Origin of the sequence: Catellatospora coxensis, assembly GCF_016862635.1 — a bacterium.
Lineage (GTDB): Bacteria > Actinomycetota > Actinomycetes > Mycobacteriales > Micromonosporaceae > Catellatospora > Catellatospora coxensis.
Genome location: NZ_BONI01000088.1, coordinates 1 through 22,927, shown reverse-complemented (window position 1 = coordinate 22,927; position 22,927 = coordinate 1). Strand labels below are relative to the sequence as shown.

19 protein-coding genes are annotated in these 22,927 nt (G+C 71.2%); 11 read left to right on the top strand and 8 right to left on the bottom strand.

The window, feature by feature from the left end:
• Positions 1-5: 5 nt before the first annotated feature.
• A complete protein-coding gene (locus Cco03nite_RS35490; RefSeq protein WP_203698363.1) occupies positions 6-2,153 on the bottom strand; it encodes an alpha/beta hydrolase in 2,148 nt (715 codons plus the stop codon).
• 2 nt (positions 2,154-2,155) lie between these two features.
• The gene (mddA, locus tag Cco03nite_RS35485) at positions 2,156-2,908 is read right to left on the bottom strand and encodes a methanethiol S-methyltransferase (protein WP_203698362.1); all 753 of its coding nucleotides are present in this window, start codon (positions 2,906-2,908) and stop codon (positions 2,156-2,158) included.
• Positions 2,909-2,990: 82 nt separating this feature from the next.
• Here mddA and Cco03nite_RS35480 point away from each other — a divergent pair, with 82 nt between their 5' ends.
• A complete protein-coding gene (locus Cco03nite_RS35480; protein WP_203698361.1) occupies positions 2,991-3,578 on the top strand; it encodes a TetR/AcrR family transcriptional regulator in 588 nt (195 codons plus the stop codon).
• Between the two features lie 36 nt (positions 3,579-3,614).
• Here Cco03nite_RS35480 and Cco03nite_RS35475 read toward each other — a convergent pair whose 3' ends face one another.
• Positions 3,615-3,896: a hypothetical protein gene (locus Cco03nite_RS35475; protein ID WP_203698360.1), complete on the bottom strand. Its 282-nt coding sequence runs from the start codon at positions 3,894-3,896 to the stop codon at positions 3,615-3,617.
• A 1,144-nt stretch (positions 3,897-5,040) separates the two neighbouring features.
• Here Cco03nite_RS35475 and Cco03nite_RS35470 point away from each other — a divergent pair.
• The gene (locus Cco03nite_RS35470; RefSeq protein WP_203698359.1) at positions 5,041-5,817 is read left to right on the top strand and encodes a hypothetical protein; all 777 of its coding nucleotides are present in this window, start codon (positions 5,041-5,043) and stop codon (positions 5,815-5,817) included.
• A 16-nt stretch (positions 5,818-5,833) separates the two neighbouring features.
• Positions 5,834-6,760, top strand: a complete 927-nt coding sequence (locus Cco03nite_RS35465; protein WP_203698357.1) for an inositol monophosphatase family protein — start codon at positions 5,834-5,836, stop codon at positions 6,758-6,760.
• Between the two features lie 107 nt (positions 6,761-6,867).
• Here Cco03nite_RS35465 and Cco03nite_RS35460 read toward each other — a convergent pair whose 3' ends face one another.
• Positions 6,868-8,019, bottom strand: coding sequence for a glycoside hydrolase family 12 protein (locus Cco03nite_RS35460; RefSeq protein ID WP_203698356.1), 1,152 nt, complete (start codon positions 8,017-8,019; stop codon positions 6,868-6,870).
• A gap of 353 nt (positions 8,020-8,372) precedes the next feature.
• Here Cco03nite_RS35460 and Cco03nite_RS35455 point away from each other — a divergent pair, with 353 nt between their 5' ends.
• The 3 genes from Cco03nite_RS35455 (at position 8,373) to Cco03nite_RS35445 (ending at position 11,565) form a co-directional block, all read left to right on the top strand.
• A complete protein-coding gene (locus Cco03nite_RS35455; protein ID WP_203698354.1) occupies positions 8,373-9,992 on the top strand; it encodes an RICIN domain-containing protein in 1,620 nt (539 codons plus the stop codon).
• A 157-nt stretch (positions 9,993-10,149) separates the two neighbouring features.
• Positions 10,150-10,878 (top strand): hypothetical protein, encoded by a 729-nt coding sequence (locus Cco03nite_RS35450; RefSeq protein WP_203698352.1) that lies wholly within the window; start codon positions 10,150-10,152, stop codon positions 10,876-10,878.
• Between the two features lie 330 nt (positions 10,879-11,208).
• On the top strand, positions 11,209-11,565 hold the full coding sequence (locus Cco03nite_RS35445) for a hypothetical protein (protein ID WP_203698351.1): 357 nt from the start codon (positions 11,209-11,211) through the stop codon (positions 11,563-11,565).
• Between the two features lie 40 nt (positions 11,566-11,605).
• Here Cco03nite_RS35445 and Cco03nite_RS35440 read toward each other — a convergent pair whose 3' ends face one another.
• Positions 11,606-12,109, bottom strand: a complete 504-nt coding sequence (locus tag Cco03nite_RS35440) for a hypothetical protein (protein ID WP_203698350.1) — start codon at positions 12,107-12,109, stop codon at positions 11,606-11,608.
• A 131-nt stretch (positions 12,110-12,240) separates the two neighbouring features.
• Between Cco03nite_RS35440 and Cco03nite_RS35435 the strand changes: the two genes are divergently transcribed.
• From Cco03nite_RS35435 to Cco03nite_RS35425, 3 genes are all read left to right on the top strand, one after another.
• Complete coding sequence (locus tag Cco03nite_RS35435) at positions 12,241-12,978, top strand: hypothetical protein (protein ID WP_203698349.1); 738 nt, start codon at positions 12,241-12,243, stop codon at positions 12,976-12,978.
• Between the two features lie 9 nt (positions 12,979-12,987).
• Positions 12,988-13,458: a hypothetical protein gene (locus tag Cco03nite_RS35430; RefSeq protein WP_203698348.1), complete on the top strand. Its 471-nt coding sequence runs from the start codon at positions 12,988-12,990 to the stop codon at positions 13,456-13,458.
• Positions 13,459-13,532: 74 nt separating this feature from the next.
• Positions 13,533-13,988: a hypothetical protein gene (locus Cco03nite_RS35425; RefSeq protein WP_203698347.1), complete on the top strand. Its 456-nt coding sequence runs from the start codon at positions 13,533-13,535 to the stop codon at positions 13,986-13,988.
• Here the strand turns inward: Cco03nite_RS35425 and Cco03nite_RS35420 are convergent.
• Positions 13,972-16,716 (bottom strand): AfsR/SARP family transcriptional regulator, encoded by a 2,745-nt coding sequence (locus Cco03nite_RS35420; protein WP_203698346.1) that lies wholly within the window; start codon positions 16,714-16,716, stop codon positions 13,972-13,974. The two genes, Cco03nite_RS35425 and Cco03nite_RS35420, sit on opposite strands and share 17 nt — an antisense overlap.
• A 151-nt stretch (positions 16,717-16,867) precedes the next feature.
• On the opposite strand from Cco03nite_RS35420, the gene Cco03nite_RS35415 reads away from it, so the two are divergent.
• Positions 16,868-17,365: a GNAT family N-acetyltransferase gene (locus tag Cco03nite_RS35415; RefSeq protein ID WP_203698344.1), complete on the top strand. Its 498-nt coding sequence runs from the start codon at positions 16,868-16,870 to the stop codon at positions 17,363-17,365.
• A gap of 55 nt (positions 17,366-17,420) precedes the next feature.
• On the opposite strand, the gene Cco03nite_RS35410 is transcribed toward Cco03nite_RS35415, so the two are convergent.
• Entirely contained in the window at positions 17,421-18,563 is a 1,143-nt protein-coding gene (locus tag Cco03nite_RS35410; RefSeq protein ID WP_203698342.1) for an NAD(P)/FAD-dependent oxidoreductase, read from the bottom strand.
• Between the two features lie 84 nt (positions 18,564-18,647).
• Positions 18,648-20,342, bottom strand: coding sequence for a PQQ-dependent sugar dehydrogenase (locus tag Cco03nite_RS35405; protein WP_203698340.1), 1,695 nt, complete (start codon positions 20,340-20,342; stop codon positions 18,648-18,650).
• A gap of 275 nt (positions 20,343-20,617) precedes the next feature.
• Between Cco03nite_RS35405 and ligA the strand changes: the two genes are divergently transcribed.
• Positions 20,618-22,747, top strand: a complete 2,130-nt coding sequence (ligA, locus tag Cco03nite_RS35400) for an NAD-dependent DNA ligase LigA (protein WP_203698338.1) — start codon at positions 20,618-20,620, stop codon at positions 22,745-22,747.
• Positions 22,748-22,927: the final 180 nt, after the last annotated feature.

Here is a 22,927-nt window from a genome sequence, read left to right as displayed (position 1 = left end):
GCTGGTCAGAGCAGCTCGGACAGCATCTCCGCCGCCCGTGCCGCGCCGTCGCTCTCCACCGGCCGGTAGGCGACCTCCCGTCCTATCTCGTCCGCGACGGCCCGCGCGAGGACATCCGGCGTCAGGTCGTCGTAGTCGAGCCGACGCCCGGCGCCGTACCGGTCGAGCCGGTGTGCCACGTGGAAGTTCTGCTCGAAGTGGTGGCGCAGCGGGATGTAGATGAAGGGACGCCGGGCGGCGGCCAGCTCCATGCACGTGGTCAGACCGCCCTGCACCACCGCCAGATCGCTCGCGGCCAGGTGCCGGTGCAGGTCCGGCACGTAGGCGCGCACGTCCAGGCCCGCCCGCGCGGTGATCGAGGCCGGGTCGATGCGCGGCCCGGTCACGACCAGCATCCGCAGCCCCGGCACGAGCCGGGCCGCCGCCTCGTAGCAGTCGACGACCCGGCGGAGCAGGTGGTGGCCGACCCCGGAGCCGCCCACGGTCACCACGCACACCCGCTCGTCCGGCCGGTACCCGAGTTCGGCGCGCAGCGCCGCCCGATCGGCGACCGTGCCGGGATCGAACCCGGTGACGTACCCGGCGAAGTCGTAGTGCTCGCGGGTCCAGTCCCGGATCATCGGCAGATCCGGTCCGAAGCGCTCGTCCACCACGTCGTCAGGGTTGCCGACGAAGATCGCCCGGTCCCTGATCCGCGGATACCGCGCGATGTGCTCGATCATCTCGGCGTTGTAGTCGGCCGTGACCAGCGCCTCCCGCGCCCCGCCGTCGGGCATCGGCAGGAAGCCGACGAAGTCGGTGAACCACGCGTACGCGAACCGTTTGAGCTCCGGGTTCTCGTGCAGGAAATGGTCGACGTCCCACGCCTCGTCCCCGACCACCAGGTCGTACGCGGTCTCCCGCACCACGTCGTGGAACACCATGAAGTTGGCCACCAGCACCTCGTCCATGCTGCGCAACGCCTCGAAGCAGTGCAGGTCGTGCTCGCCCGCCTCGCCCTCGATGTGCGCGGACTCGTTGGCCAGCCACCGGCTCGCCGGGTGCAGCCGCTCCCCGGCCTGTTCGAGCACCCGCGTCACCGGATGCTGCGCCAGCCAGTCGATCTGCACGTCGGGGTGGCGCAGCCGCAACTCCGCGGCGATGGCGGCATCACGGCGGGCATGGCCCAGGCCGATCGGCGAGCACAGGTAGAGCACCCGCTTGCGCCGGTGCCCGAACCGCGACCAGGTCCGCCGCCGCGGGGCGGGCGCGCGGAACCGCTCGGCGAACTGGTGGACGAGCAGGTTCACCTTCACCGGGTCGCGGGCGAGCGGGATGTGCCCCGCGCCTTCGAGGACCACCAGGTCGCCGCCGGTCAGTTCGGCGAGGACCCGGCTGCGGTGGACGTGGCTGATCCGGTCGTCGTCGCCGTGGATCAGCAGGACCGGGCTCTTGATGCGCTCGCACCAGCCGGCCAGGGTCCGGTTGTCCGGCCAGGGGGCGTGGCTCTTGGCGACGAGCACCTCCCCCGAGGTCTGCCGGCCCCAGCCGACCGCGTCCTCGATCTGCTTGGTGGAGTGCGGCTCGCTGAAGCACTGGCCCATGAAGAACCACAGGAAGTCGTCGTAGTTCTCCAGCCAGTACTCGCGGTTGTACTTCAGCCAGTGCTCGGGCGGATCGCCGCCGAGAGCCGGGACTTGCGACGGCCCGAGCTCGGGAGCAGGACCGTCGACGCGGTTGTGGGCGGAGCGGGCCGAGTCCGGCGGACCGGCGATGGGCACGGTCGGGCCGATCAGGACGGTGCCGTGGACCCGGTCCGGATGGTCCGCCGCGAGTTCCAGCGCCCAGTTGGCGGCCATGGACAGCGCCACCGGGATCGCCCGGCCGGTCCCGGTGGCGTCGAGGACCTTCAGCGCGTACGCCACCTGGTTGTCCTGCCGGTAGGCGGCCGGGTCGAGCGGGCGGTCGGACCGGCCGTTGCCGGGCCCGTCGTAGACGACCACGCGGTGGTGCCGGGCCAGGTAGGGGACCTGCGCCTTCCAGAACCGCTTGTCGATGACCGTCCAGGTCGGCATGAGCAGGACGGTCGGCTCCCCGTCGCCGTACACCTCGTAGTGGATCCGCACGCCGCCGTGCTCGACGAATCCCTCCTTGTCCGCCTCCCGTGCCCGCACCGTCAGGCCTCCGCCCGCTCCGACACCGGCCGGGCCCGGGGAATGAAGCGGGGCACCTGCCGGGCGTAGCGCTCGTACGGCTCGCCCAGGCTCCTACGCAGGTCGTGCTCCTCGAACCGCACCGCGATCAGGATGTACCCGGTGGCGGCCCCGGCGAACAGCAGGTGCCCGACGGTCATGTCCGGCGTGGCCCAGAAGGCGATGATGAAACCGACCATGATCGGGTGCCGTACGACGCGGTAGAGCAGCGGCTGCCGGAACCCCGGCTCGGCGTAGTCCGCGTCCCGGGCACGGGCCAGCACCTGCCGCAGCCCGAACAGGTCGAAGTGGCCGATGAGGAAGGTGCTCAGCACGAGCACGCCCCAGCCCAGCCCGCACACCGTCCACAGCAGCACCCGCAGCCAGGCTGTCTCGACCGACCAGACCTCCGCGGTCAGCGGCCGCCACTGCCACAGCAGCAGGCCGACGGCGAGGCTGGACAGCAGCACGAACGTGCTGCGCTCGACGGCGGCCGGCACGAAGCGGGTCCACCACCGCTTGAACCACGGCCGGGCCATGACGCTGTGCTGGACGGCGAAGACGCCGAGCAGGCCGGCGTCCACGGCCACGGCGAGCCACGCCGGACCGGCCACGCCGTCGTCGACGCCCTTGGGCACCAGCGTGTTGGCCAGGAAGCCGATGGTGTACACGATCGCCGCCAGGAACGCGGCGTAGGCCAGCACGCCGTAGCCGACCGCCAGAATCCGCCGGATCATGGGATCCTCCCCTTCGTTCGGTCGATCGACCGAATCTGCGGTACGTTAACATTCGGTCGACCGACCGAACAAGGGGTATCGATTGACCACGGCATCGACGAAGATCATGGAAGCCGCACGTTCGTGCCTGCTGTCCGAGGGATACGCCAAACTGTCCACTCGCAAGGTGGCCGACCAGGCAGGCGTGCCGCTCAGCCAGATCCACTACCACTTCGGCGGCAAGCAGGGCATGGTCCTCGCCCTGCTCGACCACGAGAACGCACGGCTCGTCGACCGGCAGCGCCAGATGTACGCCGCCTCCGAACCACTCTGGCGGCGCTACGAGCAGGCGTGCGAGTTCCTCGACGACGACCTGGCCTCCGGCTACGTACGCGTGCTGCAGGAGATGATCGCCGCGGGCTGGTCCGACGCCCAGGTCGCGCAGCGGGTGCTCGCCATGCTGCAGGGATGGATGACCCTGCTCGAAGAGGTCGCCGGCGAAGCCGAGGCACGCCTGGGCTCACTCGGCCCCTTCACCGCCGCCGACATCGCGGTCCTGGTCGGAACGTCGTTCCTCGGCGGCGAGGCGATGATCCTGCTCGGCGACGACGACTGGACCCAGCGGGTCCGCACCGCCCTGCGCCGTGTCGGCGACCTCATCCGCACGCGGGAGACCCGCACACCCGTCTAGCTGAAATGCAACACACGACAACCTGAATCAGAATGATCAGGGGCCTTCAGCCGACCTCGTATCGCGACGCAGCGCGACGATGAGTGCCTGCTCACCACCCGCCGTCAGCGCCACCGTGAGTGCCCGCTGGTAGGGCACCTGTTCCATGAAGCGTTGCGCGAGGAGCAGGTTGACAGCGTCTCTGACCGCAGCCTCTTTAACGCACGCATGCGCCGACAGTGCGTCAGTCAGTGTCCGGACAGACCAGTGCCGCTTGGGCTGGGCGATCAGGGCCGAGTAGATGCGCCTGCGGGCGGCGCTGAGTGTCCCGACAGGCATTGCTGTCATTTCGCGCCGATGGGGCGTGCGGACCTTTGAGACGCCGAGAGGTCGGATGATGTTCGGCGGTCGTCGCATCGGCGTGACAGATACGACGCGTGCACTGCCTCCACCAATCTGGTGCCGCTTCCGGGAACACGGTAGGCGACCATGGCCGAGTTGCCGTCCGTGTCGATTACCTGGGCAGGAAGCCAAGACCCGGCGACGTATGCCCACACGTCCGTTCCGCGTGGGTAATCGGATGCGATCGCCAGCGAACCGGATTCCCGGCTGAACGGTGTTCCGGTCGGCGCCTGGACACCTCCTGCCTGGCCTGTCCAGGGCTGTCGACCGGCCAGGCGGCGCACAAGGTTGCACAACGTCGAGGTCCGCTGGGAGATGGCACCAACGCCGACTTGTGCCTGCGCCGGCCGTGTCGAGGTGGCGATGCTGGTCGTCATGTCTGCTCCAAGAGCACGTTGAGGAGCGGGCGGTTGCCGTGGCCGAAGTCCCACCCGCCGCTACGCTTCGCTAGCGGCAACGGCAGGCGGGACGCCCGGTGTGACGTGACGGACGAGGGTTTGGGCCGCTTGGCTCGGTGCGTGAGCCAACGGTTCCCGTTTCGTATGCCCGCGTCCAGCGTCACCACGATCGACGATGTCAAACATTGAGCAGACCCACACCTGCCAGCCAGTGCGCTACGGGACGTCCTTATGGGCGACGGCTACCAGCGGAGCTACTCGCATTTACAGGAGTTGCCCATTCCAGTGGGTAATCTGTCTTGCGCATGGAACCTCACATCGGAGCGAGGCTCATGGACAACCGGACGATCGGCCAACGCAGTCCGCAGACTCGGGGGCGAGAACTGGCCAGGCATGGACAAAAACTCTGGCGCGAGCTGGGCACCGTCAAGATGGCTGCCAGCGAACTCATGAACCGGCACCGGGACCTTCCCTGCATCCAGGCGTACCGGTATGCGGCCGGGCTGTCCCAAGACCAGGCAGCCCTGAGATACAACGAGGTCGCTGAGCATCAGACCACCCTCGGGGGTACCACGATCAACTCATGGGAGACGTGGTCCAGAGGGAAGGGGGCGGGCGGATCTCCGCCTGCATACTCCAGTCTGTTGATACTGGCAACCGCATATGGACGAGGACCGCTCGGCGTGAGCGAGGAGGACCTTTCGCCAGCCGATCTTGTCGCAGACTGCTATGAGCGCTTACCACCCGAAGACCAGTTGTCCTTGAAACGGCTGAACGGCAGACCGCGTCCGAGCACTCCCATCGCACGTGCATCAGCCGGACCGAACTCGGTGGTGCCGGTCCCGGACACCACCAACACCATCGGAGCTGACTTCACATTGGCCGTGCCCGCCGTTACGCATGGCAACCCGGCGATCCGGCTGTTCTCATTGCCCAATCCACGACCCGGCCAGTTGCTCGACCTCACGTGGGAGACGTTCGGATTCGGTATCGAGAGGCTGCGCCGCCAGATCAAGGATCTCGGCCGTCGGCTGGAGGTCGACATCTGCTTCGGCATCAATGAGGCAGGCCTCGTGATGGCCACGTTCCTGGCATCCGCCCAGTTTGGGCGATGCTCGATCGGGTACCTCAAATGCAACAAGATCCGGGACGAGGTGACGCTCGCCCCCGACTCGCACATGCCGGACGCTCCGGAGACAGCCACCATCGTCATCTGCGACTTCGAGGTCAAGCATGCGGACGTTGTCGGCTACATCGCCAGGACGGTACGCGAGCGCTACCCAAGAGCCATGCTCTACTTCGCCGTGTTCGGCGCCATGACCAAAGGCAGTGATCTCGAAGTCTCCGGATTCGAGGACCTGACCGGGGCGGAGATCATGAAGGCCGCCGGGTTCGACGCGATCTTCATTGCGGCCACCATGAGCCCTCCGGGGATCGAACCCCCGCTGGAACTGCGTTAGCAAGAGGGATCACAAGTTGACCAGATACGAAAACATCCCCGAACTCGGTCGCCAGCTAGCCGATGCAGTGACCCAGGCCATGACCGACATCAGGCCAAAGCTGATGCACGCGGCGCTGACCGGGGATGTCGGCGAGAGCGAAAACGCCCGGCACACCGACAACTTCCTGTCCGAGCACGACCTGTGGATGCACGAGCGATATCGGATGCTGCTGCAGCAGCGCCTTCGCGGATTCGTGTACGCGTCGGAGGAAGCTGAGCCCCAAGTCGTTGGCGCGGACCCCGACCCCGACCTCTGCCTCCTCGTCGACCCACTCGACACCAGCGAACTCGCCGTTCGAGGGCTTCACGGCTACACGCACGTCATGGCCTACTCGCGTTCGATGGGCCGCCCAGTCGCGGCTGTGATCGGCGACATCTTCCACCACGTCCGGCTCTACATCGCCGCATACGACGGAACCGAGGATCACGCGTTCCTGATCACGTCCACGGGCGACGTGCATCGACTCGGCAACCGCCGCACTCGCGCGCTGACCGACTCGATCGTGACGAACTTTCTGATGAAGCCCGCCGAGCGGCTAACGCCGCTTGCCCGGCAACACCGCTTTCTGAAGGCGCTTTCTCAACCCAACGACGCGGGCAAGCCCAAGGGCAGGATAGGCGTGGACTTCGGGTCAGTAGGCCTTTGCCACGTTGCGGCGGGCTTCACGGACGCCATGATCGAATTTGCGAAGGGGTTCGCGATCTGGGATCTGGCCCCGGGCCACTACGTCCTTCACGCAGCCGGCGGCGTCGTCACCGACCTCGACGGCATCGTACTTCCGCTGGACTACCGACTTTCTCACCTGGATGACATCGCTACGGCGATGGGCGTACGAAGAAAGTTCATCGCCGCAGGTACCTCCGAACTTGCCGCCGATCTCGCTCAACTGCTGGTCCGTTGACCCGGGCAACCGGTACCGCCATAGCGGACATCCGCGATTCGCGGGCACGGGCAGTGCCCGCCCGGTGAACCGGGCGGGCACCTTTGAGCACGGTCGGCTGCCGCCGATCAGCTCCAGGCGATGGAGAAGCTGTTGTCCGTGAACGCCGCCGAACCGCTGGTCCCGCTGATCTCGAAGCCGAACTGGGCCTCCCCCACGGTCACGTCACCCCACCAGCCCTGGGTCCGCAGCCAGTTCATGATGGCGCGGATGTCGACCGTGCCGGAGTTGGTCTTGCTGGTACGCAGGAACGAGAACACCGCGTTCGCCCCGTTGGAGCCCCGGTAGATGTTCCAGGTGTGCCCGCCGAGGCTGACGTTGCGGAACGCCGGCACGGCGCCGTTGGCGTCGTACTGCTCGGCGATCGGCCCGACGTTGCCGTTCCAGTTCATCCACAGCATGACCTCGTACGCCCAGTTGTTGGCCCAGATGTCATAGGTGGTGGAGTAGTCGCCGCTGCTGGGCACGCTGACGTTGAACGAGCTGGTCAGCGAGGCCAGCGAGCTGACGGTGCGGTTGACCGAGCCCTTGACGGTGTGCGGGTAAGACTTCACGCCGGAGGTCATCGGGTGGTTGGCGATCACGCCCCAGCTGGTGCCGGAACGCGCCCAGACGGTCTGCGATCCCGCGCCGGAACCCCAGATGTTGTTGTAGACCGTGAACCCGTTGTTGTTCCAGGTGTCCCACTGGCCCGACGCCTGCCATACGGCGTCGGAGGGCACGCCTGGCGTGCCGCTGCTCGGCGACGGCGTGATCGAGCGCGACGGGGACGGCGACGGCCCGGCCGTGCGGGTCGGTGTGGGGTTGGCGACGCCGGTGCAGGTGACGCCGTTGAGGGTGAAGCTCGCGGGGACCGGGTTGCTGCCCGTCCACGAGCCGTTGAAGCCGAACGACGTGGTCGCGCCGGTGCCCAGCGAGCCGTTGTAGTCCACATTGCGGGCGCTGACCTGCGCGCCGCTCTGGGCCAGCGCGGTGCTCCAGTACTGGGTGACCTGCTGGCCGGCCGCGAAGGACCAGGCGAGGGTCCAGCCGTTGATCGGGTCGCCGAGGTTGGTGACGGCGACGGAGGCGCCGAATCCGCCCGGCCACTGGTTGGTGACGGTATAGGCGACGCGGCAGCCGGTGGCCGCGTACGAGGGAAGTGCCGTGATCACGCCCGTGCCGACGGCGGCCAGGACGGCCGCGGTGAGCGCGGCGGCGGCGGAGGTGCGTCTGCGCATGACTGGTGACCCTTCGTGAGTCGGTCGCCGCGGGGGTGTCCGGCCGGCCGGCGCGCTGGCGCTGCCCTGGGCCCGGACCGGAGCGACCTGGCGGGATACACCGTGGCGACGCATTTAAGTTTATCGTATTGACAAACTTAAGGGCTCGGCCCGGCGAGGTCAACCGGCATCGCATGCCCGATCGCCCGTGCCGCGGCCGGGACAGGCGTTCCGCACGAGCGCCCGCCATGTCCGACAGATCGGCATTGACACATATGAGTATCGGACGTAGCCTCCGTGGCGGAAAACGCTTTCCGTGCCTGGAGCCGCCGATCACCCCGGCCGCGGACAGTCCCCCGATGGAAGGAGGCAACATGCGACCCGAGGTGGCACTCACCCGGAAAGGACGCCGGTGGCGGCTGCCGCTGGCCGGCCTCGCCACGGCGGCGCTGGTAGCCGCCGGCACCCTGGTGTCCGGCGGCACCGCGCAGGCCGCGACGATCGACACGTCGGCCAACTACGTGCTGGTCAACCGGCACAGCGGCAAGGCGATGGACCTCTGGAACTGGTCCACCGCCGACGGCGCGCCGGTCAACCAGTTCACCCGCAACGACCTCGCCGTGCAGCAGTGGCGCTTCGTCGACGTCGGCAGCGGCTACTACCAGATCCGCTCCGTGCACAGCGGCAAGGTCCTGGAACTGCCCAACGCCAACGACGGCATCCAGCTCGTCCAGAACACGGCCGTCAGCGGCAACACCCGCCAGCACTTCGGCGTCACCGACTCCGCGGGCGGCCACGTCCGGTTCATCAACCGGCACAGCGGCAAGGCCGTCGAGGTGTGGAGCTGGTCCGCCGCCGACGGCGGCATGCTCTCGCAATACCAGGACCTCGACGGCTACAACCAGCAGTGGCAGCTCGTCAAACTCGGCTCCGGCGGCGGCACCGGCTGCGGCAGCGGCTCCTTCCACGCCGAGGCCGTGCTCAGCGGCTCCACCTGGACCGCCCGCAACGGCTCCAGCACCGTGTACACCGGCTCCGACCTGCGCTCCGCCGTGCAGGCCGCGGTCAACAGCCTGTCCGCGGGCCGCACCGCCAAGCAGCGCGTCGTCGTACGCGGCTCCGGGTCCATGAGCGCCAACGCGCGCATCTCGCTGCCCAGCTACACCACGATCGACGTCTGCGGCACCATCAACGTCACCGGCACGGGCAGCGGCGACCAGGCACCCATCTACTCCCGCGGCACCACCCAGGTCGAAGTCCAGCACCTCAACCTGACCGGCACCCCGCTGTACGGCGTCTTCATGCGCAACGTCACCGACGTCGTCCTCGGCCAGCTCGACATGCGGCTGTCCGCCGGGCTCGGCGTACGCATCGACAACCGCGGCGACACCAGCCAGTGGACCCGCAACGTGCGCATCGACAACGTGTACGTCTCCGGCGCGAGCTCGCACGCCGTGGAGACGTACGGCGTCGACGGGCTCACCGTCGGCACCGTCACCGCCCGCAACGTCGGCGAGTCCGGCCTGCTGCTCAACCAGACGATCAACGCCACCGTCGGCACCGTCGACGCCGAGAACGCGGGCGCCGGCACCGGATACGCCGCCTTCCGCATGGCCAACCGCAACGGCCGCATCGGATCGGCATACTCGACCAACATCCGGGTCGGCACCGTCCGGGCCCGGGGCGGCGGCCGCGGCATCTTCTGCGTGTCCGAGAGCGGCGGCGCGGCCATCGACCGCGTCGACATCGCCAACACGGGCAACAACGCGATCCTGATCGAGAACTGCTACAACGTGAACATCGCGGCCAACGGCGGCACCATCAGCGGCGGCGGCGAGGTCCGCCTGGCCGAACGCACCGAATTCCCCGGCAACCGCGACATCACGCTGCGCAACTTCACCCTGGTCGACAACCGCATCGTCGAGAATCCCTGCGCCGACAACCTGACCATCACCGGCATCACCCTCACCAACTCGGCCATCACCCGCTGCTGAAGAAAGGAAGGGCACCTTCCACAACACATAGCGATGTGAAGGTGCCCTTCCTTTCCATGGGACGGTGGCGGAGGGTGCGTCAAGCGTCGATATACGACACATCGGGCGCGGCGTGTCCGGTCGCCACCGGGTGGACTGCGGCGGCACCATCGAGCGTGTGAGCCGCGCTGGACAACCCGCCGTCGACGTCGCCGAGCAGCTCGACTACTACCTCGTCTTCGCCAACGTCCGGGCCCGTGAACGCGCGCTGCCACCGGAGGGCATCGTCGTCGAGGAGTTCGTGCTGCGGGCGGACGGGACGGCATCCGCACTGGACAGTGCGGGATGGACGGCCGGCGGCACCTGGTGGAGCGCTGCCGCGTTCAGCCGGGGCCTGCGCAGCGACGCCCGTCTGCAGGCCAGGGTCACGCCCGTCGACCGGGCCGGCGCGGACGTCGCGTACCGGATGCTCGGCGGCGGGGACCTCGGCTCTGAGCCGGAGCTGCGCCGGCACTTCCTCGACCGCCTCGACCTGCCCGGCGCCGCACCGCTGCAGCTGGTGCCCGCCCAGGCCACCGGTGAGCGCCGCATCTACCGGGTGCTGCTCGCCGGTGACCTGACCGAACCCGGGCTCGCGGCGCTGCGCGGCGGGTGGCGGATGCAGCCGTTCGACCGGCACGACGACGCCGCGCACCGCATCGCCGGACGAACCCGGCGCACCCTGGACGGGCAGACCGTGACCTGGACGCTGCGCCGGATCGGCGTCGACACCGCGTGGGCCGTTGACCTGGCCACCGACCGCGCCGCGGACGCCCCGGACCCCACGGTGACCGCGCTGCTCGGCCGCCTGCGCGCCGACGCCCGCAACCAGGGCCTGATCCCGGTCACCGTCGAACGACTGCGCTGACCATCTCAGCACGCCGGTGGTGCCCTGACCGGGCGCTCAGCGGCATGCCCAGGATTCCGGTGCCCGCGGCGGGTTCGGAAGTTGACGGTCCCGGCCCGGCTCGAACGGGCTGCCTCCCTCTCCGACAGCGGGCACGCCCTTACCGGGTAGACGTGCCTAGGGCGGGTCCAGGCCAATGTAGGTCGGCCGGGGCGGCCAGGCAACGGATATCGGCCCAGGTCACAGGCCCCGCTACGGCCGCCTGCCGGGTCGTGGAGCACCCGTGCGGACCGTCTCCGAGCAGCGCCGGTATCGTCTCGCGAACCCAGCGCAGCGACGGAGCGGACACCGATGTTCTCCATCAACCTCATTTCAGGCGCGATCGCGGGCTTGATCATCGGATTCGCGTGCCGGAAACGGGCGGACGTCGGCCCGGGCCCGAGCAACCTCGCCCTCGCCGCGGGCATCGCGATGCTGGTGAACAGCGTACTGCTGGCGGCGGCCATCTCCTTCTTCGACGACACGGCCGCCGACTGGGCTGTGCGCGGCCAGGAGGTACCGATGGCGTGGCAGATCGCCCACAACACGGTCAAGTCATTCTCGGCGATCCTGGAGATCACCGTTGTCGGGCTCCTGGCCATGGCCGTCTTCGCACCACGGTCCGCTGCGCACGGCGCCCAGCCGAAGGCCGGGACCGACGGGCGTTGATCGCGGACTGCCTGGTCACCGCATCGTCATCCGTCGAGTGTCACCACGGCCAGTGCGCCGCGAGGTGCGCCGGATCGTCTCCTGGTGACACCACGAACACGCAGTCGCCACCGTCGTCGCACACCAGCCATGGTCCCGACTGCGACGCCAGCGCCAGGATCGCGGCCAGCACCGCGCCGCCGGCCGGTTTGCGAAACCCGATGTCGGTCACGGCGTCGCCCGGCTCCAGCGGCTCGGACCTGCTGCGACCATCGACGCCCAACATGACTTCGCCCAGGTCGAGCCCGCCTACCGTCGAACAGTTCACGTGATCCGGACACACCGCAAGTCCAGTGCCGCAGTCGGGCACGGCGAGCCGGAACCACGCGTCGCCGTGGCAGCCCGCCTGCCGGAACGCGGACAGGACCTGCACCACGGTCGGCGGCTCACCGGCGACCGGCGGCTCGTCGGGCAGCCCGAAGGACAAGGACGCGTCTGCGGCCCGGGCCAGGCCGCCGTTCTCCAGCGCGACGTGCAGCGGCATCGCCACCATGAACCAGCTCACGACATGTATCGTGCCAGGTCGCCAAACCCCGGTACCTGCAGCCGGAATGCCCGTTTCAGGAACGCGTCAGACCCGCGTCAGCGCCCGCTGCGACCGTCGTGTCCAGGTACGACACGACACAGGAGGGCATCATGAGAAGGCTGATGGTCGCCGCGCTCGCGGTGGGCACCACGCTGGCGGTCGCCGGCGCGGCGGCCCCCGCGCTCGCGGGCGACAGGGCGGGCGGCAAGGTCGACTGCGTCGTCGAGCAGGTCGACGAGCGCGGCGAGGTCCGCGGCACGTCGACGGAGCCCGAGGGCGCGCAGGTCGGCGAGTTCCGCTGCGTGGCCGGGCTGTGGCAGTTCGGCTGGGCCCCGTACGAGGCCGACGACCTGATCACCGCACCGGCCGTGCAGGTCGGCCCCAAGGGGCAGGTGTCGGTGCGCCGGTTCCACCGGCCGGAGCGCGGCGGCGATCTGACGTTCGGCGAGATGGCCGAGATCGCCCGGGTGATCACCGGCGGCAAGGCGGCGGTGTTCCAGCGGGCGGTGGTGACCGTCGACGACGGCCGCGAGCGCACCCCGGCCGAGGTCGAGGCGATCCTCGCGGGCAAGGACACCACCGGGGCGAAGGTGCTGCGCACGGTCGACAAGCTCGACCCGGCGTCCACGGTGCAGGACGTCGTCGACGGGGCCGGCGGCGGCGAGCCGGTCGTGGTGTACCTGCTCAGCGAGATCTGGGATGCGATCACGGGCGCGGTGTCGGCGGTCATCGACTGGGTCGTGGACGGGATCGACGGCATCGGCGACTGGATCCACGACCACTGCACCTGGTTCCCGCCGCCGCCTCCGGGCAGCGACACCATCCCGATCGTCACCTGCCAGTTCTAGGAGGACGTCATGCGAGTCGTGTTGGCGGCCGTGGCGGTCGGGCTGGTCCTGGCCGGGTCCCCGGCGTACGCGGGCGAGGACCGGCCGACGGTCGCCGTGGCCGACCAGGCCGGGGCGCCGCGGGAGATGCTGGAACAGTTGGCGAAGGTGGCCGGGCGTCCGCTGGGCGAGGTGCAGCGGGTGCTGGCGGTCGACGCGGGCAAGGTCGAGCTGACGGCTGAACAGGCCGAGAGGCTCGTCGCGGGTGGCGAGGTCGACGGGGTGAAGGTGCTCGGCACGATGCCGGGCGGCAAGGACCTGCTCGGCACGACGTTCACGGATCTGTCCGACGGGGCGTTCGACGGGCCGGGCGAGGTCGCGCCGTTCCGGTCGGCGCTGATCTTCGGCGGGTACCTGCCCGACGGCCGCGAGTGGTGCCTGACCATGTGCATCAGCACGGGGCGCTCGGTCGCGGAGTGCGTGCTGCTGTCGAGGAGTTGACGGCGCATCAGCGCCGTTTCAGGACGGGGTGGCAGGGTGAGCCCGCCACCCCGTCCCCTCGTGAAGGAGCCATCGTGGCCCACCTGAGCAGAATGCTGCGCCTGGCAGCCGTCGCCGTGCTCGCCGCCGCCGCCGTCGGCGTGGCGCCGAGCGCCGCGACCGCCGGCGAGGAGCCCGCGCCCGGCGGCATCGAGCCGAAGACCCTGGTCGCCGTCTGCGAGCAGCTGCGCGGCGCGTTCTATGAGGACCCGAAGTCGCTGTACCCGTACGGCTGCGTGCTGCCCGACGGGGAGATCAGCTGTCGGGAGTCGACGGCGTGCGCGTTCCGGCCGGTCGGGGACCTGCCGCCGCTGGAGGAGACCTGCCGTCGGGTCGGCGGCCTGTACCACGTGGACGTGCGGATCTTCGTCTGCGTGACCGAGATGTACGCCGTCGAGGTCGCCTGTGACGACGACCTGGGCGACTGCTCCACCAGCGTCGCGAACGAGCAGCCGATGCCCCGGCCGAAGCTGGTCACCCGGCCAGTTTGACCCTGATCCGGCCCGCGTCGGCGTGACCGAGCCGGTCGAGGATGTCCACCGCCTGCGCCCAGGCGGTCCGGGCGGCGGCCGGGTCGCCCGCCGCCCGGTGCGCGTCGCCGAGGTGGTCGAGCGTGTCGGCCTCGTAGTAGCGGTCGTCGTGGCCCCGGTACAGCTCCAGGGCGCGCAGGTAGTGGGCGATGGCCAGCTCGTGGTTGCCGAGGTGGTGGTGGATGTAGCCGAGGCTGTCGGAGGTGCCGGCCTGGAAGGCGTGGTCGCCGAGGCGCTGCATCTGGGCCAGGGCCAGCTCGCAGCGGGGGCGGGCCCGGACGAAGTCGCCGCTGAGCGCGTACCCCCAGCCGAGCGAGTTGAGGGTGCGCGCGGCCATCATCGGCTGCCCGGCCGCCCGGTACAGCCGCAGCGCCTGCCGGGCGTGGCGCACCGCCTGGCCGTGCCGGCCCTGCCGGTTGCACAGCCAGCCGAGCTGGTACTGGACCTTGGCCTGGCCGCCGCAGTCGCCGAGCCCGGCGAACAGGTCGAGGGCCTGCTGCAGGTGGTCCTGGGCCCGGTCGTGGTCGCCGAGCCGGGCGTACGTCGTCGAGGCGCTGATGTGCGCGTGCCCCTGCGCGGCCGGCAGCCCGAGCCGCCCGGCGGCCGCGGTCGCCAGGAGCTGGTTGGCCACCTGGTCCTCCCAGTGGCCCCACCGGTCGAGGAAGTCCTGCACCGCCCAGGCGAGCTGCCACACGTGCTCGTCGTGGCCGCCGTCGGCGGCGCGGCGCAGCATGGCCTGCAGCGCCTGCCGCTCGTCGTGGAACCAGGCCACGGCCGTGTCCCGGTCGGCGGGCACGGCCTCGATGGCGTGCCCGGCCGCGGCGAGGCCGGTGAGGGGCTGCCGGGCGGGGGTGAGCAGCATCGCCGCCCGGACCGAGGTGTGCAGGTAGTGCTCGCGCAGGCGGCGGTCGGCGGCGGCGAGCCCCGCCGCGGTCTCGTCGACGCCGGCCCGGTCGAGAGCGTACGCCCGCAGCAGGTCGTGGAAGCCGAACCGGCCCGGCACGGACTCCTGCAGCAGGTTCGCCCCGAGCAGTTCGGCGATCAGGGGACCGACCGCCGCGACCGGGACGCCGGTCAGGCTCGCGGCGACGGGTGCGGTGAAGTCCGGCCCGGGGTGCAGGCCCAGCAGCCGGAACAGGCGTGCGGCGGCGGGGCCGAGCGCCCGGTACGACCAGGAGAACACGCTCTGCAGGGCGCCGAACGGCCCCGCGGACCCGCGCAGCTGCCGGTTCACCTCCGCGATCGCCAGCTCGGGCCGGGTGACGCAGCTCGCCGCGGCCAGCGCCAGGGCCAGCGGCAGCCGGGCGCACAGCGCGATGACGTCGTCGACGGCGGCCGGCTCGGCGGCCGTCCGGTCCGCGCCGATGCGCCGGGCGAGCAGGTCACGGGCCTCGCCGTCGGTGAGCAGGCCGAGCGTGACCGGCTGCGCGCCCTCGAACGCGACCAGCTCGGTGAGCCTGCTGCGGCTGGTCACCACCACCGCGCAGCCGGGTGAGCCGGGCAGCAGCGGCCGCACCTGCGCGGCGTCGCGGGCGTTGTCGAGCACGACCAGCACCCGCCGGTCGGCGAGCACGCTGCGGTACAGCGCGGCCAGCTCGTCGGACCCGGCCGGGATGCGATGCCCCGGCACGCCGTACGCGTCGAGGAAGCGCCGCAGCACCGCGGGCGGGTCGATCAGCTTGTCGCCGCCGAAGCCGCGCAGGTCCACGTACAGCTGGCCGTCGGGGAACGACCGCCGGACCTGGTGGGACCAGTGCACGGCCAGCGCGGTCTTGCCCGCGCCCGCGGTCCCGGACACCACCGTGATCAGCATCGTGCCGGCGGCGCGGCTGTCGGCGAGCATCGCGTCGAGCCCGGCGAGTTCCCGTACCCGGGGCGCGAAAGCCCTGGTCGCCAGTGGCAGCTGGGACGGCACCGGCGGGCCCGCGACGGCGATCCGGGCCGAGCTGTCCGGGGTGTCCAGGGCCGGGTCCTGCCGCAGGATCGCCGTCTCCAGCTCGCGCAGCGCCGGGCTCGGGTCGATGCCCAGCTCCTCGGCGAGCAGCCGTTTGAGCTGCTGGAACCGCTCCAATGCGGCGGCCTGCCGGCCCGACCGGTACAGGGCCGTCAAAAGCAGGCGGTGCAGCCCCTCGTCGAGCGGCCGCTCGGCGACGAGCTGCTCCAGCCCGGGGATCAGCTGCCGGTGCTCGCCGAGTTCGAGCCGGGCCTCGGCCAGGGACCGGACCGCCTCGTGCTCCAGCAGGTCGAGGCGGTCGGCCTGCTCGGCGAACCAGCGCAGTGTCGTGACCCCGGTCAGCGGCCGGCCCCGCCACAGCGCGACGGCCTCCCGCAGGCATACGACCGTCCGCTGCGGATCGGCGGCCTGCCGGCCCGCGCGGATCAGCCGCTCGGCGGCGAGCACGTCCGTGGCCTCGTCGCCGAGGACCAGCTGGTAGCCGGACGCCCTGGCCGTGATCGTGTCCTTGGCGCCGAGCAGGTCGCGCAGATAGGAGACGTGACGCTGCAGGGTGTTGAGCGCGGTGGCGGGCGCGTCGTCCGCCCATACCGCGTCGATCAGCCGGTCGCTGCTGACGATCTGCCCCGGGTGCAGGCCCAGCATCGCCAGCACGGCCTTGCGGCGCAGCCCGGGAACCGGCCGCACCGTGCCGCCGACGACGACCTCGACCGAGCCCAGCAGCCTCACCTGCATCGCGCGCACCTCCTGTGTCGCACCAGGAAAGCAACCCACCATAAGGGACGGCGGCAGGCAACCGGCGGTCGCTCGATGTCGGAAATGGCACAGTCGTGCGGCGGGCCGGACGTGCCCGCGCCCCATGGCGACCGGCGGTAGGCTCCGCCCGGTGAGAGAGATCGTGACCTACGTGCACATGACCGACCAGGAGCAGTTCCGCCCGGCGGCCCCGGTGCCCGGCCTGGCGCTGGCGGCGCTCGACCGGCGCTCGCCACTGGTCGTCGAGGTGCAGGCCCGGATGGGCGCGCCCTACGGCTGGGGAAGCGCGGTGCGCACGGCGCCGGAGTGGGATCTCTGGTTCGCGCGGCACCCCGACCGGGCCTTCTGGCTGCTTTCCCACGAGGGCGAGCCCGCGGGACTGCTCGCGTGCGATCTCCACCCCGACGACGAGGTGGAGATCGACACGTTCGGGCTGGTGCCGGAGTTCGTCGGGCGGGGCCTGGGCGGGTACGCGCTGACGCTCGCCGTCCGGCAGGCGTGGGACCTGACCCCGACGGTGCGGCGGGTATGGCTGCACACGTCCTCGGCCGACCATCCGGCCGCGCTGCCCAACTACCACCGCCGAGGCTTCAGCACGTTCAAGGTCGAGGAAGGCGAACGGGCCTGAGCCGCTGTCGTGGCTCGCGTGCCGGGCGCATCGCGTCGCCACGCGCCCGTGCCGGTCAGCTCGCGGCGTAGCGGTTGACCACCGGGCGGGCGAGCAGGGGGTCGGTGTCGGGGAACGAGCCGTCGCCGAACAGCACACGTGCCGCCGCGGCCCGGCCGGCCCGACCGCGCAGCGCGGCCACCGCCGCCTCCGCGGCGGCGTGCGACCGGACACCGGCGAGCACCCGGCGCAGCAGCAGCCGGCCTCGGAACCGGCCGCGCAGCGCCTGCCCGTCGTAGCGGCGCAGCTCGTGCTGGTCGCCGGTGCGCAGCCAGCCGGCGGCGACCGACGCGGCCAGCTCCGACATCCGCAGGCAGGGGTCGAGCCCGCCTGCCGTCAGCGGGGACACCGCACCGGCCGCGTCGCCGACGAGCAGCCCGGCGGGGTTCGCCAGCCGGCGCAGCACGCCGCCGACCGGGATCGGGCCGCCCCGCCGCTCGACCGGGCCGGTCGGGTCGGCGTGGCCCGGCGCGTCGGCGGCGAACTCCTCCAGCAGGTGGCGCACCCCGGCACGCATCGCGTCCGGATATCCCGCGACCCCGACGTGCGCGTGGTGGCCGTCGTCGATCACCCACCCGAGGTAGCCGGGGGCGACCCGCGGGTCCAGCACGCAGTGGAACGCCGGGGTGGTGGTGCCCGACGCGATCGTGTGCACGAGTTCCGCGCCGACGATAAGTCGGTGGTTGACGTCCAGCCCCAGGTCACGGGCCACCCGAGAACGCGCGCCGTCCGCGCCGACGATGAACCTGGCCCGCACCGGTTCAGCGCCTTCGAGCCGTACGACGCCGGCCGACGAGCCGTCGTAGCGCACGCCCAGGACGACCCGGGCCCCTGCCGACTCGGCCGCGCGGCGCGCGTGCTCGTAGACGCCGGGCATGTCGGCGACCCGGTACTCGTCGCGGTCGCTGGTCAGCCGGATCGGGTCGCGCCGCGACGGCGGATACAGCAGCACGTCGCGAACCCCGGGGCCGAGCAGGTGGTCGGGCAGGTCGAAGTCTTCGAGGGTGCGCCGTACGAAAATCCCCGTCGTGCGGATGCCCGCCGACAGCGACCTGCGGCGGTCGACCACCATCACGTTCAGCTCGTGTCGCGCGAGCAGGCGGGCCGTGTGCAGGCCGGCCAGACCGGCACCGACGACCAGGACATCCACTGTCTGCATACCTAGAGAATCTAGGTATAGAAAACGTCCCGGAACGGTCTCATCACGTCACCCACCCGCGACCTACACAGTCTCGTCACATGCTCAGGCCGCGGGCGGCAGGGTGATCCGCAGGAACTGCGTGTCGAGCGTTCCCGCCGCTCCGGCGGTGGCGCTGACGACCCACAGCGTGCCGCCGGAACCGGGCTCGACCGTGAGCAGCTGGCCGTAGGCGCCGACGAGCACCGCCTGCACCTCGGCGAGGAGGCCGTCGCCGTCGAGCACCGCCCGGTAGAGCCGCGAACTGCCCGCACACGCCACGTAGACGACGTCGCGCACGAACACCAGGCCACCGCAGCCGCCGTCGTACGCCGGGAAGGTCTGCTGCGGCGCGACGTACCCCGGGTTGGCGCAGCCGGCCCCCTCGGTGCCCTCGCACGCGGGCCAGCCGTAGTTGCCGCCCTTGACGATCAGGTTCGTCTCGTCCGTGAGCCCGTCACCCGACTCCTGCACCCAGGCCCTGCCCCGCGCGTCGAACGCGAGCCCCTGCGGGTTGCGGTGGCCGAGGCTCCAGATGTAACCGCCGAACGGGTTCCCGGATGGCACGGTGCCGTCCGGATTGAACCGGAGCACCTTGCCGGCCAGGCTGCGCTGGTCCTGCGCCAGCCGCGGGTTGCCGGCGTCGCCGAGGGCGGCGTACAGCTTGCCGTCGCGCCCGAACCGCAGCCGCCCGCCGTTGTGCAGCTTGCCCCGCGGGATGCCGACGACCAGCGACTGCATCGAGCCGCCGTCCAGCTCGTCTCCGCGCAGGCGCAACCGCACGATCCGGTTGTCGGTCGCCGTCGTGTACAGCACGTAGACCCAGCGGTCCCGGGCGAACGTCGACGCCACGGCCAGGCTCACCAGGCCCCCGTCGCCGCCCGCGCGCACCCCGCCGGGCACCGTGCCCAGCGGCGTGGCCTGGCCGGTGGCCGGATCCATCCGCACGATCTCGTACGTGTCCCGCCGGCCGTAGAGCACCGACCCGTCCGGCAGCGCGGCCAGCCCCCAGACGACCCCGGTGTCCTTGCCGACCGGGGTGATCGCGCACAGCAGCGTGCACGCCGCGCCCGCGGTCACGTCGACCCCGGCACTGCGCGACGAGGCGTTGCCCTGCCCGTCACGGGCGCTGACCTGGTAACGGTGGCTGGCCGACGCGGGCACCCCGAGGTCGATGAAGGTGAACTGCGGGCCACCGCCGCCGGAGACCGTGCCGACCTTCGCCCCGTCCCGGAACACGTCGTACTCCGCGACACCGACGTCGTCGGTGGCCCCGTCCCAGGTCATGGTGACCGTGGTGCCGTCCGCGGTGGCCTTGACCCCGCCCGGCGTGCTCGGCGCCTTGGCGTCCGCGCCGCACGACGGCGGCGTCACCGACACCGCGCCGCCGGCCGGGGACACGTTGCCTGCCTCGTCCCGCGCCTTGACCGTGACGTTCCAGGTGCCGGCGGGCACCTCCGTGAGCACCACCGACCGGGCCTTGCCGCCCACGCTGGTGACGACCTGACCGTCCCGGTGCACCTCATACCCGGTCACCTCGGTGTCGTCCGTGGACCCGGACCAGCTCAGCGCGATCGACCTGCAGGTCGTCTCACCGAGGCTGAGCCCGCCCGGCGCGGACGGCGGCTGCACGTCCGGCGGCGGCTCCGGCCACCGCACCACCAGCACGGCAAGACCCACGACCGCGATCAGCAACAGGCCGCTGACCAGCCGGGAGCCGCCGGAAGCCGACTCGACCGGCGACGGTGCGACGGGTGTCATTGACGGAATGTACAAGCCCGACACCGCGGACACCAGACCTCACCGACGCAGACCATCCGGCAGCGCCATGGCCGCAGGAGCCTGGCGCGGAGCCGGGGCGCGGGGGCCAGGCGGCGCGGGCGCGGCGCGGACCGCCGGCGCACGGCGGCCGGAACGCGTCAGGCGCGACGAAGAACGCGGCCCAGCGGCATCCGCATGATCGGCGGGTGTCAGACCGGGCGGCTATCCTCCGCATGCCGCCTGGCCACGCAGGCCGGGATGAAGGAGCCCGCACCATGCACAACGACCTCGCCGCCGACGCCATCGCGGTCGCCCCGATCGTCGACCCCGCGCACGCCCGGCCGCACGCCACCCGGGACGAGTACCGGTCGGCCGTCGAGCAGGCCCGCGGCGCGGCCGCCGCGTACTACGCCGGTGAGCAGAACCTGCTCGACGACGCGGACTACGACGCGCTGTACGCCCGGATCGTGGCCAGCGAGCGAGAGCACCCGCAGTGGCGCACCGGCGACTCCCCCACCGCGGTCGTCGGCACCGTCGGCGGCGACGTCGAGCACAGCTCGCCCATGCTCAGCATCGGCAACGTCTTCAACAGCGAGGGCCTGCGCGACTGGGCCGCCAAACTCGACCGCACCCTCGACCGCCCGGTGACCCGCTACACCGTCGAACCGAAGATCGACGGGCTCGCCATCGCCGCGCGCTACACCGAGGGCAGGCTCACCCAGCTCGCCACCCGCGGCAACGGCTACACCGGCGAGGACGTCACCAGCCAGGCCCGCCTGATCGCCGGCCTGCCCCAGCGCCTGTCCGCGCCGGTGACCATCGAGGTGCGCGGCGAGGTCTACATGACCGACACCGACTTCGCCAAGGGCTGCGACCTGCGGCTCGCCCACGGTGAGCCGGTGTTCGCCAACCCGCGCTCGGCGGCCGCCGGGTCGCTGCGCGCCCAGCGGGTCTACGACGTCCCGCTGTCGTTCATGGCGTACGCCGCCCACGGCGTGCCCGAAGAACACGCCCACAGCCACTCCGCGGTGATCGACCACCTGGGCGCGCTCGGCGTGGCCACGACCGCGCAGTCGTCCGCCGGGCTCGCCGTCTGCACCGACATCGACGAGGTCACCGCCGCCGTCGCCGCGCTCGGCGCCCGCCGCGGCGACCTCGGGTTCGGCGTCGACGGCGTCGTCGTCAAGGCCGACCTCACCGCCGACCAGGAGCAGGCCGGCTACTCGACCCGCGCGCCGCGCTGGGGCATCGCGTACAAGTTCCCCGCCGACACCCGCACCACCACGCTGCTGCGCATCGACGTGCAGGTCGGCCGCACCGGCGTCATCACCCCCGTCGCCGTGCTCGAACCCGTCCAGGTCGGCGGCGTCGTCGTCACCTCCGCCACCCTGCACAACTTCACCGACCTGCAGCGCCGCGACGTACGCGCCGGCGACACCGTCTACATCCGCCGCGCCGGGGACGTCATCCCGGAGATCACCGGCGCGGTGCCCGACGCCCGGCCCGCCGACGCGGAACCGTTCAGCCCGCCGGAGCACTGCCCGCGCTGCGGCGGCGACATCGACCGCAGCAACCTGCGGTGGCGCTGCGCCCGCGGCCGCGCCTGCGGCGAGAAGGCCACGCTGCTGTACTACACCAGCCGCGACGCGATGGACATCGAAGGACTCGGCGACAAGATCCTCGACGCACTGCTCGCCGCCGGCCACATCACCGACGCCGCCGACCTGTACGCCCTCGACGTGCCGACCCTGGCCGCGATGGACCGGCTCGGCACCGTGTCGGCCACGAACCTGGTCAACAGCATCGCCGCGACCAAGGCCCGGCCGCTGTCGCGGGTGCTGACCGGGCTGGGCATCCGGATGACCGGCCGCACCCTGTCCCGGCGGATCGCCCGCCACTTCGGCACCATGGACGCGATCCTGGCCGCGACACCCGCCGAGTGGGAGCAGGTCGACGGCATCGGCAGCGAACGTGCCGCCGTCATCCTCGCCGAACTCGCCGAGGTCGCCCCGCTGATCGCCAAACTCGCCGCCCACGGCGTCAACATGACCGAACCGACCGGCCCGGCCGCGACCGCCGACACCGGCGCCCCCGCGGACTCCGCGCTGCCCCTGCGCCGCCCCGACGGCACCCCGATGACCGTCGTCGTCACCGGCTCCGTCCCCGGCCTGACCCGCAACCAGGGCAACGAGGCCGTCGAGGAACTCGGCGGCAAATCCTCCGGCTCGGTCTCCTCCAAAACCGACTTCGTCGTGGTCGGCGACGGCGCCGGCTCCAAAGCCACCAAAGCCGCCGACCTCGGCCTCCCCATCCTCGACGCCGACAAGTTCGCCCGCCTGCTCGCCGCCCACCGTGCCGGCGACCTCACCACCACCACCGAGATCCTCACCACCCTCTCGCGTTGATCATGAACTTATGGGCAGGTTCGACGGCGTGTCACTGCCCTAACTTCATGATCGATCAGGCTGGGCTTTGGTCGGCATGATGATCGCTGCTTTCCGGTCACGATCTGCGGTCTTGCCACGGATTCTGACCGGAAACAGCGATCACTGTCCTCGGCGACTCTGGCCGACGATTACGGGCAT